General features: G+C 38.8%; 11 protein-coding genes, 1 pseudogene and 2 riboswitches. Of the genes and pseudogenes, 10 read left to right on the forward strand and 2 right to left on the reverse strand.

Going from position 1 to position 12109, the window contains the following annotated elements:
• Positions 1–371 precede the first annotated feature (371 nt).
• Complete coding sequence (locus NYE65_RS26265; RefSeq protein ID WP_048883465.1) at positions 372–737, reverse strand: winged helix-turn-helix transcriptional regulator; 366 nt, start codon at positions 735–737, stop codon at positions 372–374.
• Positions 738–1150: 413 nt separating this feature from the next.
• Here NYE65_RS26265 and gnd point away from each other — a divergent pair.
• The 10 genes and pseudogenes from gnd to NYE65_RS26315 all read left to right on the forward strand — a co-directional run.
• Positions 1151–1971: pseudogene (gene gnd, locus NYE65_RS26270) on the forward strand (phosphogluconate dehydrogenase (NAD(+)-dependent, decarboxylating)); the annotation flags it as partial.
• Between the two features lie 582 nt (positions 1972–2553).
• Positions 2554–2745 carry a hypothetical protein gene (locus NYE65_RS26275; protein WP_340862232.1) on the forward strand — a complete coding sequence of 64 codons (192 nt, stop codon included), beginning with the start codon at positions 2554–2556 and terminating at the stop codon, positions 2743–2745.
• Between the two features lie 273 nt (positions 2746–3018).
• Positions 3019–3124, forward strand: a riboswitch (glycine riboswitch).
• A 2-nt stretch (positions 3125–3126) separates the two neighbouring features.
• Positions 3127–3247: riboswitch (glycine riboswitch) on the forward strand.
• A gap of 86 nt (positions 3248–3333) precedes the next feature.
• Positions 3334–4584: a serine hydroxymethyltransferase gene (gene glyA / locus NYE65_RS26280; protein WP_340862233.1), complete on the forward strand. Its 1251-nt coding sequence runs from the start codon at positions 3334–3336 to the stop codon at positions 4582–4584.
• A 15-nt stretch (positions 4585–4599) separates the two neighbouring features.
• Positions 4600–5118 (forward strand): serine dehydratase beta chain, encoded by a 519-nt coding sequence (locus tag NYE65_RS26285; RefSeq protein WP_340862234.1) that lies wholly within the window; start codon positions 4600–4602, stop codon positions 5116–5118.
• A complete protein-coding gene (gene sdaAA, locus NYE65_RS26290) occupies positions 5118–5999 on the forward strand; it encodes an L-serine ammonia-lyase, iron-sulfur-dependent, subunit alpha (RefSeq protein ID WP_340862235.1) in 882 nt (293 codons plus the stop codon). Before NYE65_RS26285 ends, sdaAA begins: the two co-directional genes overlap by 1 nt.
• A 14-nt stretch (positions 6000–6013) precedes the next feature.
• On the forward strand, positions 6014–7126 hold the full coding sequence (gene gcvT / locus NYE65_RS26295; RefSeq protein WP_340862236.1) for a glycine cleavage system aminomethyltransferase GcvT: 1113 nt from the start codon (positions 6014–6016) through the stop codon (positions 7124–7126).
• Positions 7127–7199: 73 nt separating this feature from the next.
• Positions 7200–7595: a glycine cleavage system protein GcvH gene (gcvH, locus tag NYE65_RS26300; RefSeq protein WP_328176443.1), complete on the forward strand. Its 396-nt coding sequence runs from the start codon at positions 7200–7202 to the stop codon at positions 7593–7595.
• Position 7596: 1 nt separating this feature from the next.
• Positions 7597–8949: an aminomethyl-transferring glycine dehydrogenase subunit GcvPA gene (gene gcvPA / locus NYE65_RS26305; protein WP_340862237.1), complete on the forward strand. Its 1353-nt coding sequence runs from the start codon at positions 7597–7599 to the stop codon at positions 8947–8949.
• Positions 8942–10429 carry an aminomethyl-transferring glycine dehydrogenase subunit GcvPB gene (gene gcvPB / locus NYE65_RS26310; protein ID WP_328176441.1) on the forward strand — a complete coding sequence of 496 codons (1488 nt, stop codon included), beginning with the start codon at positions 8942–8944 and terminating at the stop codon, positions 10427–10429. Before gcvPA ends, gcvPB begins: the two co-directional genes overlap by 8 nt.
• A gap of 184 nt (positions 10430–10613) precedes the next feature.
• Positions 10614–10919 carry a HesB/IscA family protein gene (locus tag NYE65_RS26315; protein ID WP_328176440.1) on the forward strand — a complete coding sequence of 102 codons (306 nt, stop codon included), beginning with the start codon at positions 10614–10616 and terminating at the stop codon, positions 10917–10919.
• 295 nt (positions 10920–11214) lie between these two features.
• Here the strand turns inward: NYE65_RS26315 and NYE65_RS26320 are convergent, their stop codons facing one another.
• Complete coding sequence (locus NYE65_RS26320; RefSeq protein ID WP_328176439.1) at positions 11215–12042, reverse strand: HAD family hydrolase; 828 nt, start codon at positions 12040–12042, stop codon at positions 11215–11217.
• Positions 12043–12109: the final 67 nt, after the last annotated feature.

Raw genomic sequence — 12109 nt, forward strand, 5'->3', positions numbered from 1 at the left:
ACCTAGAGTTGCTTATTGAAAAATTCGTTGAAGGATTGTGTTTCAAGCACTATTATGTAGAAGTTGTTAAAGGGAAAATGCGATTCAAAAAGATAAGCGTGATACTTATTCTTACCGGCAATTAAATTGACCGTAAAGTGAGCTTAAAGCAACTGATCTAATTCAGTTCGAATCATACTGTCCGGTGATATGGGTTAATAGGCTAAAAAACCACATGGGAAACCTTTATAAAGGTTTCTCCATGTGGTTTTTGTGTCCAAATTATCTAATTAACGTTATATTCCTTAATATGTCCACAACAAAGATAGCGCTTTCAAAAAGGAGGCAAAAAGGATTATTTTCTAATCCTTCATGAGGGAAGCTTTTTTCTACTAGAGGGACTCTTCTTTTCTATCTGCTTGGTTATTCAAGACAGTCTCCATATACTCACTGCCCCAGTCATACATGGATTCAAGAATTGGCATCAAACTTTCTCCTCTTTTGGTTAGAGAATATTCAACTTTTGGTGGAACAACAGGATAGACTTCACGGTGAACAATTAGGTCATCTTCGAGCTCTCGCAATTGGCTAGCGAGCATTCTCTGCGTAATTTCAGGAATCATAGATTTTAGTTCCCCAAATCGCTTGGTTCCTTCTTTCCCTAGATGCCACATAATAAGCATTTTCCATTTACCGCCAATAATAGAAAGTGTCAATTCTTTTTCACAGTAAAACGTCTTGTCACGCAGATGTCCCATTTATTTTCCCCCCAGGTCATAAAATAATAGTGTACTTTATAATACTATATAATAAAAAAGTGCGTACTTACAATTAAAAAATATAGATATTATACTTTTATATACATAGAGGATCATCACCGCAAGAACTATTCTTGGTACATCCATTAGAATCTTACTATACCATAATTTTGAAATCACGGAAGAATACGGGGGGATTAAATGACTTTTCTACGTAATAAATTTTTAGACAGGAATGCGTTTAAGTATCCTAAAATGACGGAAATGCATACTGTGACCCTTATTTAAAGCAACAGGGGCTTTAGATAAATAAGGTGAATTTTTATACTAATTAAATCTAACGAAGTTACCAATATGTAAAAGGAAAGATGCACAAATTAGAAGAACTCTATTCTAAAAAGGAGGCCATCACGATGAAAGTTGGATTAATCGGTTTAGGAAAAATGGGATTAAACTTAGGTCAAAACCTAATTGAAGAAAGCCACGACGTTGTGGCCTATGATTTAGATTCCGGTGCTGTAGAAGAAATGGAAAGATACGGAGCTAAGGGAACAACTAATATAGTAGAACTCATTAAATCATTAGAGCAACCCCGAATTATTTGGCTTATGGTTCCCCCAGATTCAGTTGATGTAGTAATTAGTGAAGTGACACCGTTTCTAAATATTGGCGATATTTTAATTCAATCTGGAAATTCCTACTATAAGGATACCATTCGCCGGTACAATAGGCTAAAGAGATATGGTGTGAACTTTATGGATGTCGTGTCCTCTGAAGGAAAGGAAGGTGCTCGAAAAGGTGTTTGTTTCAAGATTGGAGGAGACCTTGAAGCTTGGCGCATAGTAGAGCCCATTTTCAGAGATATATCTGTAGAAAATGGATATTTATATGCAGGAAAAGGAGGGAGTGGTCACTTCTTGAAAATGACCAACAATGGGATTGATAACGAAATGGATGACATTGGGGAAGGATTTGAATTATTAGAAAAAAGGGAACTTGACTATAACTCTGAGAATGTAGCAAGAGTATGGAAAAAGCGGTTTGGTTATTCGTCCAGGGCCTATGGATTTAACGGAAAGAGCATTTTCTAAGATGAAAAATTAGAAAAAAATAAAAAGAGTAGATATGGAATTCTTCTTGAGAAGCAAAATGGATGGCCGAAACTGCTTTTGATTTACAAACAGCCACTCCCGTCATCGCCATTTTCTTGATGAGCCATCGTTCATTAGGAAATCATTTAATGTTCATTTCCATCAGATCTAACATGCAAATGAAGGATGGAAAATTTTTCAAACAAAAGGAGGAAAATAAAATGGAAAGAAACAATACAGTTATTTTAAATGAAGTGATAGTAGGGTTATATAGCAATAAAGAATTAGATCTAATGTTAAATAAATTATCAAATTACTACCAAGTTGCTATAGCTGATTTTACTGTAAATAAAGTGAATCCAAATAGCTATAAAGAAATGATTACTTGATTGATAGTAGACTTAAGTCCATTGCATGAATACTTAAATTGGTGAACTGAGAGTCATATTAAATAAATAAAAGATGGGTTTTTACTTTACCTACCCAAACGATTACTTATCTCATTCAATATGCATCTGTCGGACAGGGAATGGAAAATCCCATTCCCTGTCCGGTGCTGATTCATACCCTCCCTATTTAAAATCAAGATTTAAACAGGGGTATTGAAAAAAAGGCATTTAAATCAAGGAGATGAAAAGTAATTACCTTACTATTAATACAGGGAAGTGGAGGTGGTGACTTAGTCGTAGAAAGTAAAACTGTAAGGTAAAGGAGAAGAATTCAAAATGAGTATGGAAAAGAAAATCAATCTAAAGAAGCCAAAGAAGTGGTGGGTATGGGTTCTAGCAATTATCGTTATAGCTAATATATCAAGTGGTTGGGACAAAGAGGAAGTTGCTAAGCAATCTTTATTGCTTCAAGGATTCTCGCAAATCTCGCAATACCTTAATTTTTTTTTTCAAACATCCATTGTTTAAAAATTTAGACAATATGTCCTTTCCCATCTTGCGCTTTTCTTAGCAACCGTTCAAAAGTGGAGCGGTTCCTAGATACAGAAACTTGTTGGGATTCAGAAAAGCAGTTAACAATTTTGATTTTTGCATAACGAATAACTTCTTATTTTATGAACTGTCAGAAAGATCTATACCGTCCATGTTTGAATTTCTGAAAATAAAGTTTTTTCAGATAATTATTGAAATTTTCATTTAAACCCGTTAACATGCAATTATAATGGAAGTTTATATAAGCGGATGATAATTGTGGGAGAGACCGAAGAAATCGATTCGGCACCGAAGGAGCAATTCCCAAAAAAACCTTGGGATAGAAACTCTCAGGTAAAAAGACTACAATTGGACGCACCTCTGGAGAGAGCTGAAAAGCCACCAAAGGGGAATCCTTTTGATGAAAGAATATTACAAGACAGATTGTTTTGTATATGTTTCATACCGAAGGTAATCTCTCAGGTAAAAAGGACAGAGGAAAGGTGGGATATTTATCCTGCCTTTCCTCTGTCCTTTTTTGTGAGGAAAGGGAGCTTGGAAGAAAATCGAGGAGGATATTTGAATATGAGTCTACAAAACTATGATTCAGAGATTTATAATGCCATGGAAAATGAAAGGGAAAGACAACATAATACGTTAGAATTAATCGCATCAGAAAACTTCGTAAGTAAAGAAGTGATGGAAGCCATGGGGTCTGTCCTCACTAATAAGTATGCAGAAGGATATCCAGGGAAGCGTTACTATGGAGGCTGTGAATATGTAGATGTGGTGGAACAAACAGCGATTGAACGCCTAACCAAGCTGTTTGGTGCTAAGTATGCAAATGTACAACCACACTCAGGTGCACAAGCAAATCTAGCTGTTTTTTATGCGCTGCTTCAGCCGGGCGATAAAGTGATGGGGATGAACCTTTCGCATGGAGGACACTTAACTCATGGTAGTCCCGTCAGCATCTCGGGGAAATGGTTTGATATTGTGTCTTATGGGGTGAGAGAAGATACTCACTTGATAGACTATGATGAGCTTGAAGCAATCGCGAAAAAAGAAAAACCAAAATTGATTATTGCGGGGACAAGTGCTTTCCCAAGAACAATTGATTTTGCACGTTTTAAAGAAATCGCCGATCAAGTTGGAGCAAAACTGATGGTGGATATGGCCCATATTGCGGGGCTTGTGGCAGCAGGTTTTCATCCATCTCCCATCCCATATGCGGATGTGGTGACAAGCACAACGCACAAAACTTTACGCGGTCCACGTGGCGGCATCATTTTAACAAATGATGAAGACATGATAAAGAAAATGAATAAAGCTATATTCCCAGGGATTCAAGGTGGGCCACTCATGCACATTATTGCGGCAAAGGCGGTTTCCTTTAAAGAAGCATTGCAACCGAGCTTTAAGATCTATGCCAAACAAATCATTGAAAACGCAGCAACACTTGGCGAAACATTAAAGAAAGCAGGCGCAATTCTTGTTTCAGGTGGAACGGACAACCATATCGTCCTTTTAGACGTTCGCCAATGGAATTTAACCGGAAAAGAAGCAGAACGATTACTAGAAGAGGCGGGTATAACAGTTAACAAAAACACGATTCCCTATGATACCGAAAGCCCATTTGTCACAAGTGGCATTCGAATGGGAACAGCGGCTTTAACGACACGTGGTATGAAGCAGGAAGAAATGGTTAAAATCGGAGAAGTGATTGCGGCTGTTTTAAAGAGCAATGGAGATACAGCTGTTCTAGAAAAAGTAAAAGAAACAACAAAAGCGATTTGTGACGGATATCCATTGTTTCAACAGTCTATAACGGTCTAAGAAGGGAGAAACAACATGGAATTCCAAAGTTGTTTTGACATTATCGGCCCTATCATGGTAGGGCCATCTAGTTCTCATACTGCTGGTGCTGTATCGATGGGGAGGTTCATTCATGAACTATTAGGTGGTTGTCCGGAAGAGGCGAACATTATTTTCTACGATTCATTTGCTGAAACGCACCAAGGTCACGGGACAGATAAAGCCCTACTTGGCGGATTACTGGGCATGGATACAGATGATTCCAGGATTAAAAATGCCATGGAGCTGACCAAAGAACATGGACTAGATTACGAATTTCAGTTTGAAGACAGCTGCCCTTATTTTGAACATCCGAATACAACAGTCGTTACGGCAAAACGTGGGGAATGGCTGGTAAAGGTAGGTGGAGCATCCCTTGGAGGCGGTTTATCTAAAATCTTTATGATTGGCGATGAAATGGTTGATATTCGTTTAAGCACTAGCGATGACTTTTCGGTACTCGCTACACATTATCATCCATATGTGTTGAAAAAAACGTCATTAGAGGGTGCATGATGGAAATTCGGTCAATGAACGAGCTAATTGAAATTTGTACACATAAACAGAAAACGATTGGTGAAGTCATGTTAATGATGGAAATAGAAAAATCGGGGAGAGATCAAAATACCATCATCAGTATGATGGAAGAACGGTTATTTAAAATGAAGGAAGCTGTTGAGAGCGGAAAAAAAGACGCCTCTACTGCACCAAGTGGCATTTCAGGTGGTGATGCCGTTAAAATGTACGATTACGTGAATCAAGGTAACCCTCTTTCAGGAAGTTATATTAGCGATGCCATGACTTTCTCACTGGCGACATCTGAAAGCAATGCGAGAATGGGAGTCATTGTCGCAACTCCAACAGCCGGAGCGGCCGGTATATTACCCGGAGTATTATTTTCGCTTCACAAAAATGACGGAACTTCCTATAGAGACTTAGTCATGGGATTGTTCACCGCAAGTGCCCTTGGGTATGTCATTGCCAACCGGTCCTTTATTTCCGGAGCGGCAGGAGGATGCCAAGCAGAGGTGGGTTCTGCAACGGCGATGGCGGCAGGGACCATTGTTGAATTAAAAGGTGGCACACCCAAACAAGCGGTAAATGCAACAGCAATTGCTTTAAAATCATTGTTGGGCCTCGTTTGTGATCCAGTTGCAGGGCTTGTTGAAGTGCCTTGCATTAAGCGAAATGTGATTGGCACATCCATTGCCTTTTCAGCTGCTGATTTATCTCTTGCAGGTGTTGAAAGTCGTATTCCATGTGATGAAGTCATTGAAGCCATGTACAAGATTGGAAAGGAAATGCCTCGAACACTTAGAGAAACAGCACTTGGTGGTCTTGCAATGACCGAAACAGGTAAAAGGGTAAAAGAACAGTTATTTAGCAAGAGATCTTAATTGGAGGTATAGCAATGAGCACAGCAACCGGATTGAAGAGAACACCGCTTTTTGAAACATATAAAAATTACGGAGCAAAAGTCATTGATTTTGGTGGATGGGAACTGCCAGTCCAGTTTTCAAACATTATAGAAGAACATGATGCTGTCCGAAAGGAAGCAGGACTTTTTGATGTCTCTCATATGGGGGAAGTGCTTGTTGAAGGGAAAGATGCAGAAAGCTATATTAATTACCTTGTCACAAACGATGTAACAAAGCTTAGCATTAATCAAGCACAGTATACTGCGATGTGTTATCCATCTGGCGGGACAGTGGATGATTTATTGGTCTACAAACTGAAAAATGATAAATTTCTTCTCGTGATTAATGCAGCAAACATTGAGAAAGATTACGACTGGATGAAGCAGCATATTAAAGGAGAAATGACACTTCGTAATATTTCAAATGACATCGCGCTGATCGCCATTCAAGGTCCAAAGGCGGAAGGCATTTTACAAAAGTTAACGGAAATCAATTTATCGGAAATTAGTGTTTTCCACTTTACTCAACATGTTAATCTGGATGGCATTACGGACGTGCTTGTATCCCGTACGGGTTACACAGGGGAAGAAGGATTTGAGCTTTATTTAGGAGCGGACAAGGCGCCAGCACTTTGGGAAAAGCTTCTGGAAACTGGAAAAGAAAACGGCTTAAAGCCGTGCGGACTCGGTGCACGTGACACTCTTCGCCTTGAAGCACGTCTTTCTCTATACGGACAAGAGCTCACAAAGGAAATCAGCCCTCTTGAAGCTGGAATCGGTTTTGTCGTAAAAACAAACAAAGAAAGTAATTTTATCGGCAAAGCCATACTTACAAAACAAAAAGAAGAAGGGGTAAAACGAATATTAGTTGGAATTGAAATGACAGGAAGAGGCATTCCTCGTCACGGTTATAAAGTGTTTTCAGGTGGGGCAGAGGAAATTGGTTTTATTACATCCGGAACCCATTCACCGTCTTTAAAGAAAAGCATAGGTCTCGCGCTTGTATCAGCAGAAAATGCTGACCTAGGAACACAACTTAAAGTGGAAATTCGTAAGAAGATGGTTGATGCTATTGTGGTAAGAGCACCGTTCTATAAAAAAAGATAATCCCGTTGCATGAAATAGTAAGCACCCTACAGTGAATATTAATAAATTTTATGAGCGAAAGGAAGAACAAACAATGACAAAAGTGATAGCTAACCTACTATACAGCAAGGAACATGAGTGGGTACTACAATTAGACGAAAACCGAGTGCGTATTGGAATTTCTGATTTTGCCCAAAAACAATTAGGTGATATCGTTTTTGTTGAAAATCCAGGAGTGGGTGATGAAGTAACGGCAAATGAATCAATAGGATCGATCGAGTCTGTTAAAACAGCTTCTGAAATCTATACCCCTGTGTCAGGTAAGGTAGTTCGTGTAAACGAGGAGTTAGATGATGCGCCTGAAATGATCAATGACCAGCCATATGAAGCAGGGTGGTTGGTAGAAGTGGAACTATTTAATCCAGAAGAGTTACAAGTACTTCTAAATGAAGATCAATACGAAACTTTTGTGAATGAAGGGGAGGAATAAAATGACAGCGACCTATCGTTATCTTCCTGATACAAAACAAGATCAAGAGGAAATGCTATCCTTTCTTGGAATCTCTTCGACAGAGGAGCTGTTTGAAGATCTCCCGAATGATATTCGTCTGGAAGAGGAGTTAAACATCCCTCATGCAATTCCTGAACCACTTCTGTTGAAAAAGATGCATCAGCTTGCTTCGCAAAACAAACATGCCAATCAATATCCAATTTTTATTGGTGCGGGTACTTATGATCATTACATTCCAAGTGTTGTGAATCATATGATTTCCCGTTCTGAATTTTATACAGCTTATACCCCTTACCAACCAGAAATTAGCCAGGGTGAATTACAAGCCATTTTTGAATTTCAAACAATGGTATGTGAGCTGACAGGAATGGATGTTGCCAATTCTTCCATGTACGATGGCTTTACTTCCCTTGCAGAAGCAGCATCACTTGCAGTTGTATCAACAAGACGTTCGAAAGTACTTGTATCAAAGGCGGTTCATCCAGAATCCCGTGCCATCTTAAAAACAGTAGCAGATGGTCAAAGGTATGCAGTGGAAGAGGTGAATCTTGCGACGGACTGTACAGACTTAGAGAAACTGCAAGAACAAATCGATCCATACACAGCAGCTGTTATCGTCCAATACCCAAATTTTTTTGGTTCTATTGAAGATTTGAAAGAAATTAAGAAAATTGCCGAGACAACAGGCGCAATGTTAATCGTTAGTGCTAATCCACTGGCATTAGCGCTTTTGCAACCACCAGGTAATCTGGGAGCAGACATTGTAATAGGTGATATGCAGCCTTTAGGGATACCAATGAGCTTTGGTGGTCCGCACTGTGGTTACTTTTCGGTTCATAAAAAGTTTATGCGCAAAATACCTGGACGTATCGTGGGTCAAACAACAGATGAACAAGGGAAAAGAGGGTTTGTGCTAACATTGCAAGCACGTGAGCAGCATATTCGCCGTGATAAAGCAGCTTCCAATATTTGTTCTAACCAGGCGTTAAATGCGCTAGCTTCCTCCATTTGCATGACAGCACTTGGAAAGCAGGGAATTCGCCATATGGCACAGCTAAACTTCGATAAAGCTGATTACATGGCAAAACGTCTTAAAGAAATAGGATGTAAGATTATGAATCAAGCACCATTTTTTAATGAATTTATTGTCGAGCTCCCACTTCCGGCTAAGGAAGTCAATGACAAGCTTCTAAAAGCAGGAATCATCGGAGGATTTGATTTAGACCGTGATTACGGCTTGGGAAATCAAATGCTCATTGCGGTAACCGAGCAAAGGACAAAAGAAGAGATTGACCAATTTGTTAATGTATTGGAGGCGATTGTACATGGTTGAATACAACGATATAATCTTTGAAATCAGTCGACCTGGTCGAATTGGTTCAAGCCTTCCAGAAAGTGATGTCAACAAAATCGATTTAAAAGATAAGCTTCCCATGCATTTGATTCGTGACATACCAGCAGAACTCCCAGAGGTGTCTGAACTTCAGCTTGTTCGCCACTACACAGCACTTTCCAATAAAAACTATGGGATTGATAATGGGTTTTATCCACTTGGTTCTTGTACGATGAAATACAACCCGAAGATCAATGAAGATGTGGCTCGTTTCGACGGTTTTAGCCGTATTCATCCGTATCAGCCAGCCGAAACGGTGCAGGGTGCACTAAAGCTTTTATATGAATTACAGGAAGATTTAGCTGTAATTACAGGTATGGATGCTGTGACTTTACAACCTTCAGCAGGAGCTCAAGGAGAATGGACCGGTTTAATGATGGTTAAAAACTATCATGAACAAAAAGGGGAAACAAGAACAAAAGTACTTGTTCCAGACACAGCTCATGGTACCAACCCTGCCAGTGCATCAGTGGCCGGATATAAAACGGTTACGATTCCATCTAATGAACATGGATTAGTCGATTTGGAAGAATTAAAGAAACATATGGATAATGATACAGCAGCCCTAATGCTTACCAATCCAAACACACTTGGACTTTTTGAAAAAGAAATTGTGGAAATTTCTAAAGTGGTGCATGAATCAGGTGGCTTACTGTATTATGACGGGGCCAATGCCAATGCGATTTTAGGGAAAACAACACCGGGAAAAATGGGTTTTGACATTGTGCACCTAAATCTTCATAAAACGTTTACAACTCCTCATGGTGGAGGTGGCCCTGGTGCTGGTCCTGTTGGTGTAAAAAGCAAGCTGATTCCATATTTGCCGGTGCCACACATTGAAAAAGATAAGGATCACTATGTACTGAACTATAATCAACCATTATCCATTGGCCGTGTAAAAGGTTATTATGGAAACTTCGGGATTCTTGTTCGTGCTTATACCTATATTCGTACAATGGGACCTGAAGGTCTACGTCAAGTATCGGAAAGTGCAGTCCTCCATGCAAACTATCTTCGCAAAAGGCTAGAACCATATTTCGAAGCACCTTATTCGCAAATTTGTAAGCATGAATTTGTGTTATCCGGTTCAAGACAGAAAAAACTGGGTGTAAGAACCCTTGATATGGCCAAACGGCTGCTTGATTTCGGTTACCATCCACCGACCATCTACTTCCCGTTAAATGTAGAGGAATGTTTGATGATTGAGCCAACAGAAACAGAGTCAAAAGAAACCCTCGATACCTTTGCAGATACAATGATTCAAATTGCTAAAGAAGTGGAGGAAAATCCAGGTGTTGTACTAGAAGCACCGCATACAACGATCATAGGACGACTAGATGAAGTGCAAGCAGCAAGACAACCTATATTGCGTTACACAAAAGAAGAGGAAGCTGTGAGAGAAAATGAAGTGGTGACATAATAAATTTAATTTCAGGTTGTAATGGTCCGTCGGTATTGAATAGGAGAGAACTTGTTTTTTCTTGGGGTTTTTCTTCTTGGTGGTTTCAACATCCACTCAATCGTTCTCCTACCAGGCTTATGTTTGTATAAAATAAAATGTTTGAGGATTAAAAACATGATATTGGAGAGAAGGAGGGGATTTGATGGTCATAACACTAACGAAATCAGCAGTGAACAAGCTGGAAACAATGAAGTTGAAAGAAGATCAATCTCCTCGGATTGATGCCAATGTAGCAGGTGGATGTGGGATGTCTATCAAGTTTACGCTTGTTTTTGAAGAACCACGACGAAACGATACGTTTATTGAATATGGTGATATCCAGATTCGAATCGATCGTTTTACAAAACGCTATTTAGATGAAGAGACACAAATAGATTATACAGAAGAGCATGGCTTTCTTGTGGGAGAAAGCTTTGCTTCCAGTGCATGTTCAATAGAGGTTGATTAATGGTCGTGGTTCTCCCTAATTGTATATGATAGTTTTCTAATCGTACTTATTAAAAGAAGAGATTATAGATTACTAAATTAAGGGGCTGGAAGGTAAGTCGGACTTCGCTGTTTTACGATTCGGAAGGAAAAGAAAAGATAATAAAAAAGCAGCCATTTGGCTGCTTCAGTTTGTAGACAAAGTCCCTTTGAAGGGGCTTTGTCTACAAGCTTTTTTTTGTATAATAAAGATAACATTACTTTTTATGGGGGATTGGTTATGTTATCAAAAAAAACGACCAGAAATACATTAAAAATCAAATCACGGATTTGACTCCTTGTGTATTTAGTAAATCTAAAAGATGATGTACTGCATGGGAGAATCCATCTTCATCATTTGTTTTTGTTATTAAATCAGCCTTTTGTTGAATATTCAGAGGGGCATTACCCATCGCAACGGAAGTGGTTGCTACCTCGAATTGGGCGAGGTCGTTGCCCCCATCACCGAAAGCAACAATCTCATCAAAAGTTAGATTCATCATCTGTTGGTAATGCAATATAGCCTTCCCTTTATGTGTTTCGTTTGAAGTGATTTCTACGTTATTAGGAAAAGAAGAAGCCATCGAAACATCAAATTTATTAGCTAATGTCTTTTTTACGACCTCAATTTTTTCTAGTTGATCATACTGTACCAATGCAATAAGTTTATAGATTTTAAGATTGTCTTGATTTAGAATTTCATCGTAATTGTATGTTTGAAAAAGAGTGTCTAGCTCTTCATTACTTTTATGATGTAATGGAGGCAAAGTGGAAGGGAAACCTCCATAATTTGTATATACGAGAATTCTAACTCCTAATTTTTGCAAAACGGAGAATATCTCTTTATATGTAGACATTGGTAAAGTAACTTCGTACAACAGTTCTCTAGTTTTCGAGTATAAAAGGGAACCATTTAAACAAAAGATTGGAACCTCCATGTTTTGTATAGGTTTAATTTTTACCACATCTGAATAAGATCGACCTGTGTTCAAAATGACCGTATGTCCTTTTTCTTGCAGTTCTTCTAAGGCTTTCAAATCCTCTTTGGATATTTCATGTCGAGAATTCAATAAGGTACCATCTAAATCAATCGAAATACATTTCATCGTTTCAGTCCTTTCCCTAAATTGAAAATTTTTACAATTATACTCCTAAAAAGATTTTGGATTTGGC

The organism is Peribacillus sp. FSL R5-0717 (assembly GCF_038002945.1).
Taxonomy (GTDB): Bacteria; Bacillota; Bacilli; order Bacillales; family DSM-1321; genus Peribacillus; species Peribacillus frigoritolerans.

Bases quoted from the DNA above. Each gene is read 5' to 3' on its own strand.
- sdaAA (WP_340862235.1), top strand. From the start codon at position 5,118: ATGGAAATTCGGTCAATGAACGAGCTAATTGAAATTTGTACACATAAA.
- NYE65_RS26320 (WP_328176439.1), bottom strand. From the start codon at position 12,042: ATGAAATGTATTTCGATTGATTTAGATGGTACCTTATTGAATTCTCGA.
- gcvT (WP_340862236.1), top strand. From the start codon at position 6,014: ATGAGCACAGCAACCGGATTGAAGAGAACACCGCTTTTTGAAACATAT.
- NYE65_RS26315 (WP_328176440.1), top strand. From the start codon at position 10,614: ATGGTCATAACACTAACGAAATCAGCAGTGAACAAGCTGGAAACAATG.
- gcvPA (WP_340862237.1), top strand. From the start codon at position 7,597: ATGACAGCGACCTATCGTTATCTTCCTGATACAAAACAAGATCAAGAG.
- gcvH (WP_328176443.1), top strand. From the start codon at position 7,200: ATGACAAAAGTGATAGCTAACCTACTATACAGCAAGGAACATGAGTGG.
- NYE65_RS26265 (WP_048883465.1), bottom strand. From the start codon at position 737: ATGGGACATCTGCGTGACAAGACGTTTTACTGTGAAAAAGAATTGACA.
- NYE65_RS26285 (WP_340862234.1), top strand. From the start codon at position 4,600: ATGGAATTCCAAAGTTGTTTTGACATTATCGGCCCTATCATGGTAGGG.
- NYE65_RS26275 (WP_340862232.1), top strand. From the start codon at position 2,554: ATGAGTATGGAAAAGAAAATCAATCTAAAGAAGCCAAAGAAGTGGTGG.
- glyA (WP_340862233.1), top strand. From the start codon at position 3,334: ATGAGTCTACAAAACTATGATTCAGAGATTTATAATGCCATGGAAAAT.
- gcvPB (WP_328176441.1), top strand. From the start codon at position 8,942: ATGGTTGAATACAACGATATAATCTTTGAAATCAGTCGACCTGGTCGA.